This is a genomic window from Salinicola sp. RZ23 (genome assembly GCF_003206675.1).
In the GTDB taxonomy this organism is placed as follows: domain Bacteria; phylum Pseudomonadota; class Gammaproteobacteria; order Pseudomonadales; family Halomonadaceae; genus Salinicola; species Salinicola endophyticus.
The window spans coordinates 157,019-174,143 of sequence record NZ_PZJK01000017.1; the positions used below are offsets into that span (position 1 = coordinate 157,019).

17 protein-coding genes are annotated in these 17,125 nt (G+C 67.0%); 9 read left to right on the top strand and 8 right to left on the bottom strand.

The features are described from left to right. Positions 1-105: 105 nt before the first annotated feature. Positions 106-813 (top strand): monofunctional biosynthetic peptidoglycan transglycosylase, encoded by a 708-nt coding sequence (gene mtgA, locus DOM67_RS17640; protein WP_110678341.1) that lies wholly within the window; start codon positions 106-108, stop codon positions 811-813. Between the two features lie 242 nt (positions 814-1,055). After that, the gene (locus DOM67_RS17645) at positions 1,056-1,985 is read left to right on the top strand and encodes a Gfo/Idh/MocA family oxidoreductase (RefSeq protein ID WP_110678343.1); all 930 of its coding nucleotides are present in this window, start codon (positions 1,056-1,058) and stop codon (positions 1,983-1,985) included. A 262-nt stretch (positions 1,986-2,247) separates the two neighbouring features. Here the strand turns inward: DOM67_RS17645 and DOM67_RS17650 are convergent, their stop codons facing one another. The 4 genes from DOM67_RS17650 to DOM67_RS17665 form a co-directional block, all read right to left on the bottom strand. Next, a complete protein-coding gene (locus DOM67_RS17650; RefSeq protein WP_110678345.1) occupies positions 2,248-3,549 on the bottom strand; it encodes a TRAP transporter large permease subunit in 1,302 nt (433 codons plus the stop codon). A 59-nt stretch (positions 3,550-3,608) separates the two neighbouring features. Next, positions 3,609-4,169, bottom strand: coding sequence for a TRAP transporter small permease (locus DOM67_RS17655; protein ID WP_110678347.1), 561 nt, complete (start codon positions 4,167-4,169; stop codon positions 3,609-3,611). 91 nt (positions 4,170-4,260) lie between these two features. Beyond that, positions 4,261-5,259: a TRAP transporter substrate-binding protein gene (locus DOM67_RS17660; protein ID WP_110678349.1), complete on the bottom strand. Its 999-nt coding sequence runs from the start codon at positions 5,257-5,259 to the stop codon at positions 4,261-4,263. Between the two features lie 75 nt (positions 5,260-5,334). Continuing rightward, positions 5,335-6,297, bottom strand: a complete 963-nt coding sequence (locus DOM67_RS17665; RefSeq protein WP_110678351.1) for a LysR family transcriptional regulator — start codon at positions 6,295-6,297, stop codon at positions 5,335-5,337. A 292-nt stretch (positions 6,298-6,589) separates the two neighbouring features. Here DOM67_RS17665 and DOM67_RS17670 point away from each other — a divergent pair, with 292 nt between their 5' ends. The 3 genes from DOM67_RS17670 (at position 6,590) to DOM67_RS17680 (ending at position 9,059) form a co-directional block, all read left to right on the top strand. Further along, a complete protein-coding gene (locus DOM67_RS17670) occupies positions 6,590-7,342 on the top strand; it encodes a 5-oxoprolinase subunit PxpA (RefSeq protein WP_110678353.1) in 753 nt (250 codons plus the stop codon). Continuing rightward, complete coding sequence (gene pxpB / locus DOM67_RS17675; RefSeq protein WP_110678355.1) at positions 7,339-8,052, top strand: 5-oxoprolinase subunit PxpB; 714 nt, start codon at positions 7,339-7,341, stop codon at positions 8,050-8,052. The genes DOM67_RS17670 and pxpB overlap by 4 nt, the downstream gene beginning before the upstream one ends. Before the next feature lie 74 nt (positions 8,053-8,126). Further along, complete coding sequence (locus DOM67_RS17680) at positions 8,127-9,059, top strand: biotin-dependent carboxyltransferase family protein (protein ID WP_110678420.1); 933 nt, start codon at positions 8,127-8,129, stop codon at positions 9,057-9,059. Positions 9,060-9,128: 69 nt separating this feature from the next. On the opposite strand, the gene DOM67_RS17685 is transcribed toward DOM67_RS17680, so the two are convergent. Continuing rightward, positions 9,129-9,581 carry a DUF4174 domain-containing protein gene (locus DOM67_RS17685; protein ID WP_232825306.1) on the bottom strand — a complete coding sequence of 151 codons (453 nt, stop codon included), beginning with the start codon at positions 9,579-9,581 and terminating at the stop codon, positions 9,129-9,131. A 281-nt stretch (positions 9,582-9,862) separates the two neighbouring features. Between DOM67_RS17685 and DOM67_RS17690 the strand changes: the two genes are divergently transcribed. The 3 genes from DOM67_RS17690 (at position 9,863) to DOM67_RS17700 (ending at position 12,832) form a co-directional block, all read left to right on the top strand. Beyond that, on the top strand, positions 9,863-10,780 hold the full coding sequence (locus DOM67_RS17690; RefSeq protein WP_110678357.1) for a MurR/RpiR family transcriptional regulator: 918 nt from the start codon (positions 9,863-9,865) through the stop codon (positions 10,778-10,780). Positions 10,781-10,847: 67 nt separating this feature from the next. Next, positions 10,848-12,143 carry an aminotransferase class I/II-fold pyridoxal phosphate-dependent enzyme gene (locus DOM67_RS17695; protein ID WP_110678359.1) on the top strand — a complete coding sequence of 432 codons (1,296 nt, stop codon included), beginning with the start codon at positions 10,848-10,850 and terminating at the stop codon, positions 12,141-12,143. A gap of 308 nt (positions 12,144-12,451) precedes the next feature. Then, the gene (locus DOM67_RS17700) at positions 12,452-12,832 is read left to right on the top strand and encodes a DUF4168 domain-containing protein (protein ID WP_106418321.1); all 381 of its coding nucleotides are present in this window, start codon (positions 12,452-12,454) and stop codon (positions 12,830-12,832) included. Positions 12,833-13,101: 269 nt separating this feature from the next. Here DOM67_RS17700 and DOM67_RS17705 read toward each other — a convergent pair whose 3' ends face one another. The 3 genes from DOM67_RS17705 to DOM67_RS17715 all read right to left on the bottom strand — a co-directional run bounded on the left by DOM67_RS17705 (position 13,102) and on the right by DOM67_RS17715 (position 15,808). Then, on the bottom strand, positions 13,102-13,644 hold the full coding sequence (locus DOM67_RS17705; RefSeq protein ID WP_110678361.1) for a PRC-barrel domain containing protein: 543 nt from the start codon (positions 13,642-13,644) through the stop codon (positions 13,102-13,104). Positions 13,645-13,777: 133 nt separating this feature from the next. Next, entirely contained in the window at positions 13,778-14,659 is an 882-nt protein-coding gene (locus tag DOM67_RS17710) for an AEC family transporter (RefSeq protein WP_110678363.1), read from the bottom strand. A gap of 123 nt (positions 14,660-14,782) precedes the next feature. Continuing rightward, positions 14,783-15,808 carry a zinc-dependent alcohol dehydrogenase family protein gene (locus DOM67_RS17715; protein WP_110678365.1) on the bottom strand — a complete coding sequence of 342 codons (1,026 nt, stop codon included), beginning with the start codon at positions 15,806-15,808 and terminating at the stop codon, positions 14,783-14,785. 273 nt (positions 15,809-16,081) lie between these two features. Between DOM67_RS17715 and DOM67_RS17720 the strand changes: the two genes are divergently transcribed. Beyond that, positions 16,082-16,993, top strand: coding sequence for a LysR family transcriptional regulator (locus DOM67_RS17720; RefSeq protein ID WP_110678367.1), 912 nt, complete (start codon positions 16,082-16,084; stop codon positions 16,991-16,993). Positions 16,994-17,125: the final 132 nt, after the last annotated feature.

The following is a 17,125-nucleotide window of genomic DNA, read 5'->3' on the forward strand; positions in this document are numbered from 1 at the left end:
GCTACTCCTCTTGGCGGATGCGGCTCCACGATAAAGCGCCGCCGCCCCCCTGCGCCAGCCACACGTTGTTATACTGTGCGCCCCTGACCGACGTGAGCCCGAGGCATGCAGACAGGCTGGCCCCGCAAGCTGTTGCGCTACTTCTTCATCGCCATTGCCGCTTTCGTCGGCCTATCGGTGTTCCTCGTGCTGGTGTTCCGTTTCGTGCCGGTGTTCGGCTCGATGGTGATGGTCGAGCGCAAGGTGGGGGCCTGGCTGCACGGCGACAATCTCGAGATCCATCAGCAGTGGACCCCGTGGTCGCGGCTCTCCGACAACGCCAAGCTGGCGGTGATGGCGGGAGAGGATCAACGCTTCCCGGAGCATTGGGGCTTCGATACCGACCAGATTCGCCGCGCGCTCACCTCGTGGTCGGATGGCGGCGATCTGCGCGGTGCCAGCACCATCAGCCAGCAGACCGCGCGCAACCTGTTCCTGTGGACCGGGCGCAGCTGGGTGCGCAAGGGGCTGGAGGCGTGGTTCACGCTGCTGCTCGAGGCGCTGTGGCCCAAGCAGCGCATTCTCGAGGTCTATCTCAATATCGCCGAGTGGGATACCGGGGTGTTCGGCCTGCAAGCCGCCGCCGAGCACTATTTCGGCACCTCCGCCGCCAATCTGAATGTCACCCAGGCCAGCCGGCTGGCGGCGATCCTGCCCAACCCGCGCGGCTGGAGCGCCTCGCGGCCCTCGCCCTATGTGCTCAAGCGCTCGGCCTGGATCCAGCGTCAGATGCGCCAGCTCGGGGGCACCGCCTTCCTGCAGCGGATCGAGTGAGCGCCGCCGACACCGCGATGATTCGTCTGTCTTTCACCCCCGCCAGGGCCGCCACCAAGAGGGGATTGGAGCGGATGGCCGGGGATGTCATGATCGGCAGCGCCGGCCCGTCACCAAGGTGACGCGTGGCAACTGTCATGTCAGATTGCGTTCGGGCCAGGCCTGGCCCGGCAGAGTGGCGCGCCGGCGTCGGGCGCGCTGCGTATCGTCCACGCATCACGTCAGCGGGAGAGTTTCACGCCATGGATACCATTCGTCTCGCCATCGTCGGCTACGGCAAGATCGCCCGCGATCAGCATCACCCTGCCATTGATGCCAACCCTGCCTATCGGCTGAGCGCGGTCGCCAGCCGCAATGCCGCCGTGCCCGGGGTGGCGCATTTCGAGACTCTGGAAGCGCTGCTCAAGGAGGGGCCGACAGTCGACGCCGTCGCCCTGTGTACCCCGGCCGGCGTGCGCACCGCCCAGGCCCGGCTGGCCATGTCCCACGGCAAGCACGTGATGCTCGAGAAGCCGCCCGGGGCGACCCTGGCCGAGATCGAGACGCTGCGCGAGGATGCCGCGCGTAGCGGCGTCACCCTGTTCGCCAGCTGGCACTCGCGCCATGCCCACTGCGTCGCCCCGGCGCGGCGCTGGCTGTCGACGCGCAAGATCCAGCGGGTCGATATCGTCTGGAAAGAGGATGTGCGCGAGTGGCATCCCGGCCAGGCGTGGATCTGGCAGCCGGGCGGCATGGGTGTGTTCGATCCCGGCATCAATGCGCTGTCGATCGCCACCGCCATTCTGCCGCGGCCTTTTCATCTGATCGATGCCCAGTTGCAGGTACCGGGCAACTGCCAGACCCCGATTGCGGCCTCGCTCGATTTCGTCGACGGGCTCAAGGTGCCGATTCACGCCGAGTTCGACTTCCGTCAGGTCGGCACGCCACCGATCTGGGAGATCCATGTCGAGACCGATGACGGTCGCCTCACCCTCGAGGCCGGCGGTAGCCGCATGCGGGTCGACGGCGAGCTGAGGGAAGAGGGCCCGGACGCCGAGTACGCCGGACTCTACGAGCGCTTCGCCGGGCTGATCGGCCGCGGCCAGTCGGATGTCGATGTCAGTCCCTTCCGTCACGTTGCCGATGCCCTGATGCTGGGGTATCGCCATCCGGTCGACGATTTCACCGAGTAGCTCACCCGGCGGGGCGGAGACAGCCTGCCGCGGGACGCAAGACGATAACGCCCCCTGCGGCNNGCAGGGGGCGTTTTGCTTTTTGCTAGTGAGTGGCTTTCTGAGAGGGTGTTTACAAAATCGACGAGCGAAGGCGAGACAAGGCGAAATTGGCCGAAAAGACTGAGTTTACGGGGTGTAAATGAGTACTTTGAGGTCGATTTCAACGCCGTATCGTCGAGCGCAGGCATTTTGTAAACACCCTCTGAGGCCGGCAAGGCGCTCAGCGATTCATTGCCTGGGGCAGATAGAGCACGATCTCCGGGAACAGCCGCAGCAGCAGAATCGCCAGCAGCATCAGCAGAAAGAACGGCAGCGTCGCCTTGGCGATGGTGAAGATGTTCTTGCCGGTCAGCCCCTGGATCACGAACAGGTTGAAGCCCACCGGCGGCGTGATCTGCGAGATCTCCACCACGATCACCAGATAGATGCCGAACCAGATCGGGTCGATGCCGGCGGCATTGATCAGCGGCATGATGATCGCGGTCACCAGCAGGATCAGCGAGATCCCGTCGAGGAAGCAGCCCAGCACCAGCAGGAACAGCGTCAGCACCACCAGCAGCAGATTGGGCGAGAGCCCCATGTCGGCGATGGCGGTGGCCAGCTGCGTGGGCAACTGGGTGAAGCTCATCGCCGAGGAGAGGAAGGAGGCGCCGGCGATGATGAAAGCGATCATGCACGAGGTGCGCAGCCCGGCGAACATCGATTCGAGGAAGATATGCCGGTCGAAGTGGCCGTTGAGCCGTGCTATCAGCATCGACAGCACCACGCCCACCGCCGCAGCCTCGGTGGGCGAGGCGACACCGCCGTAGATGCTGCCGAGAATCCCGCCGATCAGCGCCAGCAGCGGCAGCAGGCGCCAGCTGTTGCGCAGCTTTTCGCCCAGCGGCATCGATGGCTCGGCGTGGCCAGCGCCACCGCGGCGCCCGGCACTGAGCGACCACACCACCAGATAGAGCATGAACAGCGCCAGCAGCAGTAGCCCCGGGCCGATGCCGGCCATGAACAGCCGCGAGATCGACTGCTCGGTGACCACGCCGTAGACGATCATCATGATCGAGGGCGGGATCAGCAGGCCCAGCGTCGAGGCGCTGGCGAGCGTGCCTAGCGCCAGGGTCTCGCTGTAGCCGCGGCGCTCAAGCTCCGGCAGGGTCATCTTGCCGACCGTGGCGCAGGTGGCGGCGGAAGAGCCGCACACCGCGGCGAACAGGCCGCTGCCGATGATGTTGGCATGCAAGAGCCGGCCCGGCAGCCGGTTGAGCCAGGGCGACAGCGCGCGGAACATGTTATCGGCGAGCCCCGAGCGAAACAGGATCTCGCCCATCCACACGAACATCGGCAGCGCGGTCAGGTCCCAGCCGTAGCTGGCGCCCCAGAAGTCCGAGGCGAGAATCGGCCCGACCTCGAAACTGGAGAAGCCGGTGAGGGCCAGCCAGCCGGTACCGAGCAGGGCGAAGGCGATCCAGACGCCGCCGCCGAGCAGCAGCGCCAGGGTGAACAGGGTGGCGAGGCTGAGCGTCAGCATGCGAGGCCCTCGAAGTCAGCGAACGGAGAGGTGGCGGTAAGGCTGCGCGGCATCGCGTGTCACTCCCCGCCGTGGGCGTCGTCGCCCGGCGCCACGTAGGCAGACGGGGCGGTCACAGCCTGGCGCAGTGTCGCCAGCAGCGCTTCGGCCAGCGCCAGACAGAGCAGCGCGATGCCGCTCACCAGCACGCTCTGCGGGATCCACAGCGGGATCGCCATCAGCCCAGAGGAGACGTCGCCGTAGTCGAGACTCTCCCGCACCAGGCCGATCAGCTGCCAAACCAGCAGGACGCTCAGCGCCAGCGAGATGGCCAGGCAGGCTGCCTCGAACCACACCCTCAGAGCCGGCGGCAGGCGCCCGATCAGCAGGGTGACGCGGATGTGTGCATGGTGGGTGAAGGTATAGGCCAGGCTCAGGAAGGTCGCGCCGACCAGCAGGTAGGCGGCGATCTCGGAGACGCCGCTGATCTCCAGGCCCAGACGGCTGGCGCCGACGGCCTTGAGCAGGGCATCCAGGCAGCGCAGTAGCACCTGCAGGGTGACCAGGGCACAGATCGACAGCATGCAGGCGGCGGCGCCCCAGGCGCCGAGGCGGTAGAGGGGGTCGAGTCGGAACGTCATCGCGCTAGCTCACGGAGTGGCGGTAGGTAACGAGGGCCCAACGGCGGATGGGCCCGGCAAGGACCGCCGCGCGGGCGGTCCTGTGGGAGGCTTACTGGGACTGCTGGGCCTGGCGCTCGCGATAGCGTGTCACCAGCTCCTTGGCCTGGTCGCCGGCGCGGGCCTGCCAATCCTCGAACAGCTTCTGACCGGCGGCCTTGAGCTGCTGCTGGAGCTCGGCGCTGGGCTGGCTGATGGTGATGCCGTGGGCCTCCAGCGCCTTGGCGCTCTTGGCGGCATCCGCCTTGCTCATCTGCCACCCGCGCTGCTCCGCCTTGGCAGCGGCGTCGAGCACGGCCTGGCGGGTGTCCGCGTCGAGGCGGTCGAAGGCGCGCTTGTTGACGAACACGATGTTCTTGGGCAGCCACAGCTTGGCGTCGTTGTAGTTCGAGACATAGTCCCACGCCGACATCGAGTTACCGGTGGAGACCGAGGTGATCATCGCATCGACACGGCCGGTGCTGAAGGCGGTGGGGATGTCCGCCTCTTCGGTCTGGGTGGGAATGCCGCCGAGGTTCTCGACGAAGCGCTGGGTGTTGATGTTGGGCGCACGCACGCGCAGGCCCTGGAACTGCGACGCGTCGGTCAGGGTGAAATCGGTATAGATCCCCTGGGCCGGCCACGGCACCGCGTAGAGCGGCATCAGCCCCTCCTTGGCGAACAGCTCGGTGATGATCGGCTTGGACGCCTGCCACAGATCGAAGGCGTCCTGGTAGCTGGTGGCCAGGCCGGGCAGGGTATCGACTTCGTAGATCGGCGACTCGTTGGAGAGAATGGAGAGGAACACCTCGCCCGCCTGCACTGTACCGCGGCGCACCGACGGCTTGATCTCGGCATGACTGATCAGCGAGCCGCCACTGTGGACATTGATGGTCAGCTTGCCGTCGGTGGCCGCGGCGACATCCTCGGCGAACGCCTTGGTGTTCTGGGTGTGGAAGCTGGCATCGCCGTACGGCGTGGCGAGGTTCCACTGCTCGGCGAAGGCCGGCGTGGAGAGGCTCAGGGCGCCGACGGCGGCCAGCATGCAGAGGGAAAAGACGCGATTGGGCATGAGACGGTCCTGATTATTATTGAATGAACGACATCTGAATCATTCTTCAAGCAGGCCGCCGATGGCGTCAAATCGTTAATTCTTATCCGCAGTATCGGTCCAGACTTTCACCCCTGGCAGCGGCGTCTCTGGCTGCTCGGCGTCCGCCCGGAAGTAGTCGGCGGCGCAGGCCTGGGCCAGCTGCGACACCCGGCGACAGAAGCTCGGATAGTTGCTGGTGCGCCAGGTGGCGTCGTAGTACATCGCCGGCAGCGGGCTCGGCAGCGCCAGCCGCAGCAGCTCGCCGCGGGCGCAGGCATCGGCCACGGTGGCCACCGGCAGCGACCCGATGCCGACACCGTCGACACTCATGCGCACGATGGTCATCAGCGTGGTCGAGCAGTGGATCTTGGGGTCCTCGAGGCCCTGCTCGGCGAGATAGGTCACTAGTTCGCCATAGGGGCGGGCGAGCTTGCTGAACGAGACGAAGGGGAAGCGCGCCAGCGCCGCGTTGCCGCCGCCCTCCAGCGCCGCGCGGTGCTGCGGGGCGACGAACAGGCCCATCTCGTAGGTCGCCAGCGGCAGCTGCTCCACCGCCAGGTTGGGCGCCACGCCATCCATGGCGAAGATCATGTCGAGGTCGTTGTCGGCCAGGCGCTGCTGCAGGAACGGCGAGATATCCACGGTCAGTTCGATGGTCAGCTGCGGGTGGCGCTCCGCCAGGCGGTTCAGGAAAGTGTTGAACCAGCTGTGGGCGATGGTCTCGATCACCCCCAGACGCAGCGTGCCGGAGAAATCCTCCTGATTCTGGAATAGGCGCAACGCCTCCTCGCGGCTCTCCAGCAGGCGCTCGGCGTGGGCGTAGAACTCGCGTCCGCGCAGGGTCGGCTGTACCGGCCGTGCCGAACGATCGAGCAGCGACTCGCCCACCGTCGCCTCCAGTCGCGTGATGCGGTCGGAGATGGAGGGTTGGGTCAGGTGCAGGCGCGTGGCGACCTTGCGAAAAGAGCCCAGTCTGACCACCCAGACGAAGGCTTCCAGCTCCTTGAAATCGAACATGCAGGGCCCTCGAGCAGACGGAAAAGGTGATCGATTCTTGGACGGCGGGGCGCAGGCGTCAACCGAGAGGGGCATCGGCGCGTCAACCATCCGATAGGTCCGGGGCATGAAAGGTTGCGCCGATACTGCACATCGCGAAAAACGATTGGACCCTGACGTGAGCGCTTTCTTACAGTGCCATCAGGCAGCACTACCAAGCGTGATAACGCAAAGTCATCACCGCTAGCCATAACGACAAGCCATAACAACAAGTCACGACAGCGAGTCATGACGATAGCCAAGAGGTGATTCGATGCGCGTCCCCCTGCTCAACTGCGACATGGGCGAGAGCTTCGGCAACTGGCCCCTGGGGCTCGACGAACAGGCGATGCCCTACGTCGACTGTGCCAATATCGCCTGCGGCTTCCACGCCTCCGATCCTGACGTCATGCGCCGCACGGTGGCGCTGGCGATCGCCCATGACGTGCGCATCGGCGCGCATCCCGGCTATCCCGATCTGGTCGGTTTCGGCCGCCGCTCGCTGGCCTGCTCGGCGGCGGAGGTGGAGAACCTGATGCTCTACCAGATCGGTGCCCTGGAGGGCATGTGTCGGGCCGAGGGCGGGCGGGTCAGCTACGTCAAGCCACACGGCGCGCTCTACAACGACATGGCCCGCGACCCCGAGCTGCTGCGCGCGGCGATGGGCGCCATCGTGCGCTACGACCGCGAGCTGCCGCTGCTGGTGATGTCCACCGCGGACCCCGCGCCGGCGCGGGCGCTGGCGGAAGAGCTGGGCGTGACGCTGTGGTTCGAGACCTTCGCCGACCGCGCCTACGACGCCGATGGCCATCTGGTCTCGCGGCGCCAGCCCGGCGCTGTCCACCATGCGCGCGAGACGATCGTCGCCCAGGCGGTGACCCTGGCTCGGGGCGAGGCTCTCACGGCCAGCGATGGCAGCGCCTTGACGCTGGCCGCGGATACCCTCTGCGTGCATGGCGACAACGCCGAGTCGGTGGCGGCGGTCAAGGCGATCCGCGAGGCGTTCCAGGCGCTGGAGGAAGCATGAGCCCGGCGCCCACGCCGCGGCTCGAGACCGTCGCCATGGATGCGCTGATGGTGCGCCTGTTCTCGCGCATCGACGAAGCCAACATGCCCTGGACCCTGGCCGCCGACAGCGCCCTGCGCGAGCGTTTCGGCGCCGCGCTGATCGATCTGGTGCCCTCCTATACCACGCTGTTGATCCACTACGACGTCACCCGGCTGACCCACGCCGAGGCGCGCGCGTTGGCCCTGGCGGCCCTCGACGGCCTGGAGCCGGCGGCGGCGAGCACAGCACGCGAGCACGTGATTCCGGTGTGGTACGACCCGAGCGTCGGCCCCGAGCTGGAGACCATCGCCGCGCGCCTTGAGATCTCCCCGCAGGAGGTGATTCGCCGCCACTGCGCGCGGGACTACTGCGCCTTCGCCCTGGGCTTCGCCCCCGGCTATGCCTTCATGGGGCTGGTCGACGAGACGCTGGCCACGCCGCGGCTCGAGACACCGCGCCAGCGCGTGCCGGCGGGCAGCGTCGGTATCGCCGAGCGCCAGACCGCGATCTATCCGATGCGCTCGCCGGGGGGCTGGAACATCCTCGGGCGTACCGCGGTCAAGCTGTTCGACCGTGACCGCGAGGAGATCAGCCTGTTCCGGCCCGGGGACCGGGTGCGGTTCGAAGCGATCGATCGCGCCACCTTCATCGATCAGGGCGGTGACGTCACCCCGATGGAGGAGCGCTGATGGCCGGGTCGGACAACACAGCCGGTCTGCAGGCGAGCGCACAGCAGACGGCCGAGCAGCAGACAGGAGCGCACATGGCGCAGGAGACAGCGGGTGGCGCGCTGGTGGTGATCCAGGCCGGGCCCCAGGCGCTGGTGCAGGATCAGGGGCGCTTCGGCGTGCGCCATCTGGGGGTGACCCAGGGCGGTGCGCTCGACTGGGTATCGCTGGGCTGGGCCAACTGGCTGCTCGGCAATGCGCCCACCGCGGCGGGGCTGGAGGTCGCGGTGGGCGGACTGACGCTGGAGGCACAGTCGCGGTTGACGCTGGCGCTGGCCGGCGCGGATCTGAGCGCGCGGCTCGACGACACGCCGATCGCGCCCTACACCCACTTCGTCATCGAGGCCGGCCAGCAGCTGGTGTTCGAGCGCCCGCGGCACGGGCTGCGCGCCTACCTGGCGCTGCCCGGCGGAGTCGCCGCCACGCCAGTGATGGGCAGCCTCGCCAGCGTGATGCGTGAGCAGCTGGGGGGCCTCGATGGCCAGGGCCGAGCGCTGGCCAAGGGGGACCGTCTGGTCGCCCGCCACGCCGAGTGCCGGACGCGCCGGCTCGACACGCCGCCGGACCCGGTCGCGGCCGGTGCGCCGCTGGCGCTGGTCACCGGCGCCCAGATCGCGCATTTCGACGGCAGCAGCCTGTTCGACGCCTTCAACCGGGCGTGGCAGGTCGACAGTCGTGCCGACCGCATGGGCGTGAGGCTCACCGGCCCGGTGCTGCGCTGCCGACTGGGCGGCATGATCTCCGAGGGGATCCCCCTGGGCGCGGTTCAGGTACCACCGGATGGCCAACCGATCGTACTGCTCAACGACCGCCAGACGGTGGGCGGCTACCCCCGGCTGGGGGCGCTGTCGCCACTGGCGTGTGCTCGGCTGGCGCAGTGCCAGCCGGGGGATAGCGTGCGCTTCGCGGCGGTCACCCCGCAGCGGGCCCGGCGTGACTATCTGGCCCAGCTCGCCCGTTGGCAGTGACCCCGAGCGGGCAGTGATGCCGACAGAGCGGCGGCGCCCCGGCACTGGCCGGGGCGCCGCCGGTAGAGGTCAACTGCCTGCGCGACGCATCGGCATGCGGTCGATGGTGTCATAGATCTGCTGCAGATTGACGTCGCCCTCAAGCTCCACTTTCTTGCCGCCATCCTTGCCCACCAGGATGGTGGTCACCCCCCGGCTCGGGTCGACCCCGAGTGCGTTGATCAGTGCGCGGGTCTCGTAGGGGGTCATCGCCACACCGTGGCGTGTCCCCTGGTCCCCCTCCACCGTATAGAGCAGCATCTCGCGCTCGTCGAACTGTGCCTGGGTCGCCGCCAACTGGCGGCGCAGGTCGCGGTAGGCGGGGGCCTGGGCGTCGGGCGTGACCACGATCAGCGGCCGGAACTGCCAGCGATCAGTGATCAGCGGGTTGGCCGGGTCGGCGCCTTGTGTGGTCTGTGCCTGGGCGCTGCCAATGCACATGGCAGCGCTCAGCGCGAGGGTGGCGATCCACCGGGTTTTCATGGCTGTCTCTCCCTGGGTTGGGTCAGTCGTGTTGAGATCTCTCATCGCGGCTCGCCTGGGAAATCTCGACAGGCCCAAGGTGGGGTGGCGCGAATCATCAACCTGGACCATGAGTGTGTAGAGCCCTGGCGCGTGAGGACTATCCGACGATGGCGTGTCGGGATACAGCCTAGCGTGTCTCCATCACGGCGGGGAGAGTCCCGCATCGTTGCAGGTTTGCAAATAAATTTGCAAAAAAGGAAATCAAGGGTTAGCGTCACTTCATTACAGGGAGGACGGTCATGACCGCCACCGCCGGTTTCGAGATGCCACCCACCTCCATCGCCGCGCTGCAGGCGCTGGCGATTGCCGCACGTCGCGGCGAGGCACAGGCGCCCAAGCTCACGCCGGGCGCGCTCAAGCTGCTGGAGCAGCTGCTGGGCGCCCCCGAGCCGGCCGCGACCCTGAGCATCTCAGGGCTGGCCGAGCGCAACGGGGTCAACGCCTCCAGCCTGACCCGCCTGGCCCACGCCCTGGAGCTGAGCGGCTTCAAGGCGCTGCAGGCGCTGTTCCGCGCCGATGCCGCCAGCGGCGCCTTCTACTCTACCCGCGCCGAGCGCCTGCTCGATCTGAGCCACAGCGCCGCGAGCGAGGCCCGGGGCCCGCAGCAACAGCAGCTGTGGGACGAAGAGTCGATCAACCTGGCCCGGACGCTGGAGCACTTGAGCGAAAAGAGCCTGGCGCAGGCGGTGCAGGCACTGATCGAGGCGCGGCGCATCCATGTGGTCGGACAGCGTGCCTGCTTCGCCGGGGCCCACTATCTCGCCTACTACCTCGGCTATCTGCGCGGTGACGTACGTCTGGTCGACTCCCTCGGCGGCACCAATCTGGAGCTGGCGCGGGAGCTCGGCGAAGGGGACCTGGTGGTGGGTATTGCCTACCGTCCCGAGACCCGGGTCAGCGTGGATTACTGCCAGCAGGCGCAGGAGCAGGGTGCGCGACTGCTGGCGCTGACCAACCACCCTGCGTCACGCTTGGCCGAGATGGCCGGGCTGACGCTGGTGGCCCAGGCCCAGGGGCCGTTCTTCTTCAACCCCATGGGCAGTCTGTTCGTCACCCTGGAGACGCTGCTGGCGTGCATGGCCCATGAGATGGGCGCCGATGCGGTAGCCTCGATCCGGCGTCGCGAAGCCATGATCGCGCGCTGGCAGGTGGAGTGAGCGTGCGCCGCGATTTCGCGCCACCCCATCACGTCCCCCCCCTTCAATCCATAGGAGCCATCTGCACATGACCGCCTCTACCGGGCTCGCTGCCGACTGCCTGGCCGCCGCCTACCGGCAAGATGCCAACGCCACCCCGGCATCGGATACGCTGCTGATCAACGAGCAGTCGCGCCTGCGCGAGTCGCAGGGGCAGCGCATCGTCAAGTTCGGCTTCGGCCAGTCGCCGTTCCCGGTGTTCGGAGCGGCGGTGGAGGCGCTCTCCATCCACGCCGCCAGTAAGGCTTATCTACCGGTGCAGGGGTTGGCGGCGCTGCGTGAGCAGGTGGCAGCGTTCCACCGTGAGCTGGACGCCACCGAGTGGGTGGCGGAGCGGGTGCTGATCGGCCCCGGCAGCAAGCTGCTGCTGTTTGCCCTGATCAAGGCGCTGCCGGCGGCAGAGATCCTGATTCCGGCGCCGGCCTGGGTCTCCTATGCGCCCCAGGCACGCCTGGCGGGGCAGCCCGCGGTCAAGCTGGAAGCGAGCTTCGCCTCGCGCTGGCAGATCTCGCCGCAGCAGCTCGACGAACACTGCCGCGCCGGCGGTCCGCGCCTCCGGCTGTTGATCCTCAACGCGCCGGGCAACCCCACCGGGCTGTCGCCGGACGCCGACCATCAGGCGGCGCTGGCCGAGGTGGCGCGACGCCATGGCATCATCGTGCTGGCCGACGAGATCTACGCCCCGCTGCATCACCAGGGCGCCCACCGGGCGTTCGCCCGCGACTATCCCGAGGCCACGGTGACCACCAGCGGTCTCTCCAAGTGGTGTGGTGCCGGCGGTTGGCGTCTCGGTGTGATGCAGGTACCGCCGGCGCTGGGCGAGGAGCTGATGGCGCGGCTACTGGGCATCGCCTCCGAAACCTGGTCGAGCGTGGCCAGCCCGGTACAGGAGGCGGCCTGCGTCGCCTACCGCTACACGCCGCAGCTCGTCGCTTATCTTCGGCGTCAGCGCGTCTGGCTTTCACTGATCGGGCAGTGGTGCAGCGCCGAGCTCAATGCGGCGGGCATTCGCACCCACGCCCCGGACGGCGGCTTCTATCTATTCCCCGACTTCGAGGCGCAGCGTGACAGGCTCGCGGCACGCGGCATTCATACCAGTGCCGAGCTCACCGCCCGCCTGCTCGAGGAGACCGGTGTGGCGCTGCTGCCGGGATCGGCCTTCGGCTGTGCGCCTGAGCAGTTGAGCGCCAGGCTGGCCTATGTCGACTTCGACGGCGAACAGCTGCTGGGGCAGGACCCGGCGCGACTCGAGGCGCCGCTGGAGGAGGCGGCCCTGGCGCGGGTCCGCGACGGTATCCACGCGCTCGTCGAGTGGCTATCCTGAGAGGGGTGGGCGCTGCCACCAGCATGACCGAGGCTGCTGGCTGATGAATTCAGCGTTTTCTCGGCCTGCCGGAGAGGGTGTTTACAAATTCGGCGAGCGAAGGCAAGGCAAAGTCGGTCTAAAAACGGACCGGGCTCGCGTACGCGGCCGATGTTAACGCCGTATTGCCGAGCGCAGACATCTTGTACACACCCTCGGAGGGCACGAGACACATTTCATTGCCGAGAGAAACACTTTCTACGGGAACTCTTGGCCATGTGAGGCATCCCACTTAGGCACATGCAGAAAATCGATATCTGGAGGATTGAATGCAACGGATCACTGCGTTTCTCGCGGCAGCCATGATGACCACCGGTCTGGCCAGCGCGCCGGTCATGGCTCAGGATACCGCCGACAGCGCCGCCAAGACCCAGGCGCCGGCGAAAAACTTCTCCGACGCGCAGCTGCAGCACTTCGCTGACGCCTCGCAGCAGATCGCCTCGATCTCGCAGGACTACACCGAGCAGCTGCAAAATGCCTCCGACGAGGGCGAACAGCAGAAGATTCGCCAGCAGGCCAACGACGAGATGGTCCAGGCCGTGAAGGACAACGAGATGAGCGTCGAGCAGTTCAACGCCATCGGTCAAGCCATTCAGCAGGATCCGCAGCTGATGCAACGCGTGCAGGGCATGGTGCAGAAGAAGCAGTAAGCGACTGCTGCCAGCGCCTTCAGCGCCCCGCCCCGGCTTGCCCGGGGCGGGGCGCTCTGTTTCTGGGCCTGATAGGTCTAGGTTGTTGCCAGCCAGGGGTGGCAAGGCACCAAGATAGTGCCGAGAGTGATGCTGGACGCCGAAGGGGTGCGAAGTCTGGCGGGCAACCTGCGCCAAGGAGGGCAGGGCACAAAAAAACCGCCGATCGCAGGATCGGCGGTCTGGTTTTCGGCAACCCATGATGTCATTTCATGGGCTGCGGCGACGGCTCAGTTGTTGCCGTCGATGGCGTTGCTGGCATCACGCAGCAGATTGGAGGTGGCCTCCTTGGTGCTCTGCCAGGCGCTGGAGGCACCCTGTTTGGTCTGCTCCCAAGCCTGTGCGGCGTTGGTCTTGGCCTGCTGCCACCAGTCGTTGGTGTACTCGGGCTGCTGCTTCAGCGCGCTCTTGTCGATATCCAGCACCACGCGATACTCGATGTCGTCGAGGTTGTCGGCGTGGACCGTCTCGACGGTGAAGTCGCCTTTCTGTACCACGAACTCACGATCGCCCATGTCGAGCACGCCGCCAGCTTCGATCACCAGCGCCTGAACGCCCATGTCTTCGCCCAGCAGGATGTCTTCGACATCGCCGATATCATCTTTGGGTGCGCTCTTCAGATAGACGTCGGCGTCCATCAGCTCCCCGGCGGAGTAGAGTCCCTGCAGGTCCTGCTTGGCGGTATCCTGGGCCAGGGCGGCCTGGGACATGCCAGCGGAACCGGCGACCAGCGCGGCGGCACCCAGAGTCTGCTTCCATGACAGTTTTTGCATCTTCGTCTCCTTGCCTGAAGGCTCCATTGACGAACCAATATCCTTTGCAACCTGCGGTAATACTTTGAAAAACCGTCAGATTACGTGTCTGTAATATAGTCGTTGACTGGGGCTTTGCAAGGCGCCTGCGCGCTTAGCTCGGCAATAGGAATGCCAGCTCCAGCGGCAGATAGACGAACGCCAGCAGCGTCGAGCAGAACACCAGACTGGCGACGTACTCCGGCTCGCGCCGGGCACGCTGGGCGAACAGATAGTTGTAGACCGCCACCGGCATGCTCATCTGCAGTGCCAGGGCGCTGGCGGCGAGGGGCGGCAGGCCGAGCAGGGCGGCGACGCCGAAGGAGAGCCCCAGGGCGATGGGCACCCGGCACAGGGTGAAGAGCAGACCCGAGGAGAGGCTGCGCGCCTGGATGCTGGCCAGCGACACCCCCAGGGTGATCAGCATCAGCGGAATGGTCAGCCCGGAGAGCAGATGCACGGTGTTGCCGAGCCAGGCCGGCAACGGTGTGCCGCTTAACAGGAAGAGCAGCGAGAGGGCGATGCTGTAGAGCGTCGGGTTTTTCAGCAGGGCCTTCCACGGGTTGCCCCGCGACGCCATCATCATGCCGAAGGTGAACTGGATCAGGGCGTTGGCGACCCAGGCGGTCATGGCGAAGGTGAAGCCGGCGTGGCCGAAGGCGTAGAGCGATACCGGCAGACCCATGTTGCCGGTATTGGGGTACATCATCGGTGACAGGATCACCCGCCACGATTTCTTCAACAGCCGCGCCACGCCCAGGCTGGCCAGCGCCAGGCCGGCGAGTACCAGCAAGGTCGCCAGCAGGGTCATGCCGAAGTCGCCCGGATCGACATCGGCATTGGCGAGCGAGGCCAACACCAGCGCCGGTGTGCCGACATTGAACACCAGCTTGGTCACGAACTCGGTGGGGTAGCTGTAGCCGAGCCGAATCCAGCCGAAGCCGATGCTCGCGCCGGCCAGCACCGGCGCCATCACGGCGAAGAGTTGAGCGAGCATGCGGGTGTTTCCCCATCAGCGGTGACAGTGCGAGCCAAGTGGAGCCGATCACGCTCCAGGCGCGCCATTGTCGTCAATCCCGCGGCGGCGTCAATTCGCGGCGTCTGGCCGGCGCGGCGGCGGTCACTTCTTCGTCACCTCGAGCACGATGCGCCCATGGTGGTTGGCGCAGGTCTCCAGATAGCGGTGCGCTTCGATCACCTCGCTGAAGTCGAAGCAGTGATCGATCTGCGGGCGCAGCTCGCCGCTGAGGGTCATGCGCTCGACGTCGGCAATCGCGCGCGCCAGCGCCGGACGATTCTGGGGGATATCCAGTTCCGGCTTGCCGCTGAAGTTGGAGAGGCTGTGAACATGGAACTGGATGTTCTTGCGAAAGGCCGCCTGTGCCGGGAACGAGGTCTCGTTGCCGCCGAGCAGTCCGTAGAGAATCAGCCGCCCGCGCGGCGCCATGACCTCGCCCAGCAGGTTGAACTGGGGGCCGCCGAGGGCATCCAGCGCGACATCGACGCCCTGGCCATCGGTGAGCTTGGTCACTTTCTTGACCAGATCCTGGGTCTCGGTATGTATCACCGCGTCGGCACCCAGGGTCTTCAAATAGTCGATGGCGCCTTCGTGGGGTGTCGCTGCGATCACCCGGGCACCCAGAGCGTGGGCCACCTGCACCGCGTAGGGGCCGCCGATATGGCAGGCGCCGGTGATCAGTACGGTCTCGCCGGGTTGCAGCGCGGCGATCTCGCAAAAGCCGAGCCAACTGACCAGCGATGGCAGATAGTGCACGCTCGCCTCGATTGCCGAGAGCTGGGGCGGATAGGCGATCAGCGCCTCCACCGGGAGCACCGTGTGCTCGGCGTAGGTGGCGTAGCGGTTGGGGTCGAAGGCGGGGATCGAGGCGACACGGTCGCCGGGGCGGAACGCCTCGACGCCGGGCCCGACGGCGACCACCCGCCCGGCCATCTCGCTGCCCAGGCCCGCGGGCAGGGTGGCTCGGGTCGGCCCCATGTTGCGCCGCCACAGTACATCGTGCCAATTGACCCCGATGGCCTCGGTGGCGATCGCGACTTCCCCGGCAGCGGGTTCCTGCGCTGGGGACTCGATGATGTCGAGGACTTCGGCACCGCCGAATCGTTGAAATTGTATCGTGCGTGACATGGCACACCTCGGACGTTCCGAATCTGTTATCCGACTCTATCGATGATGATCGCGACACACTATGCTCGATCATCGATACTGGCTATAACGCGTATCGATAACCGCGATGGGACGCCGGTCGCCGCTGCCGGTACCCTCGGCTCGGCGGCCGGGTTCGGCGTGGAGTGCGCGACCGACCCGCCTGCGTGCGGTGAGGCACGCCAGGGGCAGGCGACGGTGTGGTAGAGCGGCGGTGTAGTAGGGCGATTTTGTGGTAAGGCGAGGGAGTGGGTGATGAATCGAAGCGACCTGCGTGGCGTCGACTTCAAACTGCTGGTGGTCTTCGAGACGCTGATGCAGGAGCGCAGCGTCTCCCGGGCGGCGGAGCGGCTGTTCCTGGGGCAGCCGGCGACCAGCGCCGCCCTTGGACGGCTGCGCGACGTGTTCGGCGATCCGCTGCTGGTGCGCACCGGGCGCCAGATGGTGCCCACGGCGCGGGCGCTGGAGATCTACGATCAGCTGCAGCCGGCGCTGGATGCGATCTCCAGCGTGCTCAGCCGCACCAGCAGCTTCGACCCCAGTACCAGCGAGGCGGTGTTCCGCGTCGGCTTCAGCGACGATATCGAGTTCGCCCTGCTGCCGGCGCTGCTCAAGCGCCTGCGTACCGAGGCGCCGGGCATCGTGCTGGTGGTGCGCCGGGCCGACTTCCACCTCATGCCGCAGCTGCTCAACACCGGCGAGATCACCGTCGCCGCCGGCTACGCCCGCGACCTGCCCGCCAACGCCAAGCAGAAGACCCTGCGCCACTCACGGGCCAAGGTGCTGCGTGCCGACGGCCGCCCCGGCGCGCTGACCCTGGACGACTACTGCGAACGTCCCCATGTGCTGGTGTCGTTCGACGGCGACCTGCACGGCTACGTCGATGACCTGCTCGCCGCCAACGGGCGCCGGCGTCGGATCGTGCTCGCCGTACCGCAGTTCAACAGCCTCGCCTCGCTGCTGCAGGAGACCGACATGCTGGCCACGGTACCGGATTACGCCGCCGACGTGCTCGCCGCCCAGGGCGGGTTGCGGGTCGACGAGCTGCCGCTGGAACGCCAGCCCTCGGCGCTGAGCATGGTGTGGCAGAGCGTCTACGACAACGATCCCGCCGAGCGCTGGCTGCGTTCGCGGATTCAGATGATGTTCGCCGACGACGAGGCGTGACGCGGAGCGCGGCTTGACTTCGTGAGTGAAGATCAGAATCATTCGCGCTTGCGCCGGGTGCGCCCGCCGCTCCGACTCCGCCCTCACGTCGCCGCCGCCGCATGCCGGCTGATCCGCTGGCGGAGCCATTTC

Excerpts from the sequence above, each read along its gene's own strand:
- DOM67_RS17700 (WP_106418321.1), top strand. The coding sequence starts at position 12,452 with ATGCAACGGATCACTGCGTTTCTCGCGGCAGCCATGATGACCACCGGT.
- DOM67_RS17710 (WP_110678363.1), bottom strand. The coding sequence starts at position 14,659 with ATGCTCGCTCAACTCTTCGCCGTGATGGCGCCGGTGCTGGCCGGCGCG.
- pxpB (WP_110678355.1), top strand. The coding sequence starts at position 7,339 with ATGAGCCCGGCGCCCACGCCGCGGCTCGAGACCGTCGCCATGGATGCG.
- DOM67_RS17665 (WP_110678351.1), bottom strand. The coding sequence starts at position 6,297 with ATGTTCGATTTCAAGGAGCTGGAAGCCTTCGTCTGGGTGGTCAGACTG.
- mtgA (WP_110678341.1), top strand. The coding sequence starts at position 106 with ATGCAGACAGGCTGGCCCCGCAAGCTGTTGCGCTACTTCTTCATCGCC.
- DOM67_RS17695 (WP_110678359.1), top strand. The coding sequence starts at position 10,848 with ATGACCGCCTCTACCGGGCTCGCTGCCGACTGCCTGGCCGCCGCCTAC.
- DOM67_RS17650 (WP_110678345.1), bottom strand. The coding sequence starts at position 3,549 with ATGCTGACGCTCAGCCTCGCCACCCTGTTCACCCTGGCGCTGCTGCTC.
- DOM67_RS17715 (WP_110678365.1), bottom strand. The coding sequence starts at position 15,808 with ATGTCACGCACGATACAATTTCAACGATTCGGCGGTGCCGAAGTCCTC.
- DOM67_RS17720 (WP_110678367.1), top strand. The coding sequence starts at position 16,082 with ATGAATCGAAGCGACCTGCGTGGCGTCGACTTCAAACTGCTGGTGGTC.
- DOM67_RS17655 (WP_110678347.1), bottom strand. The coding sequence starts at position 4,169 with ATGACGTTCCGACTCGACCCCCTCTACCGCCTCGGCGCCTGGGGCGCC.
- DOM67_RS17705 (WP_110678361.1), bottom strand. The coding sequence starts at position 13,644 with ATGCAAAAACTGTCATGGAAGCAGACTCTGGGTGCCGCCGCGCTGGTC.
- DOM67_RS17690 (WP_110678357.1), top strand. The coding sequence starts at position 9,863 with ATGACCGCCACCGCCGGTTTCGAGATGCCACCCACCTCCATCGCCGCG.
- DOM67_RS17685 (WP_232825306.1), bottom strand. The coding sequence starts at position 9,581 with ATGAAAACCCGGTGGATCGCCACCCTCGCGCTGAGCGCTGCCATGTGC.
- DOM67_RS17645 (WP_110678343.1), top strand. The coding sequence starts at position 1,056 with ATGGATACCATTCGTCTCGCCATCGTCGGCTACGGCAAGATCGCCCGC.
- DOM67_RS17680 (WP_110678420.1), top strand. The coding sequence starts at position 8,127 with ATGGCGCAGGAGACAGCGGGTGGCGCGCTGGTGGTGATCCAGGCCGGG.
- DOM67_RS17670 (WP_110678353.1), top strand. The coding sequence starts at position 6,590 with ATGCGCGTCCCCCTGCTCAACTGCGACATGGGCGAGAGCTTCGGCAAC.
- DOM67_RS17660 (WP_110678349.1), bottom strand. The coding sequence starts at position 5,259 with ATGCCCAATCGCGTCTTTTCCCTCTGCATGCTGGCCGCCGTCGGCGCC.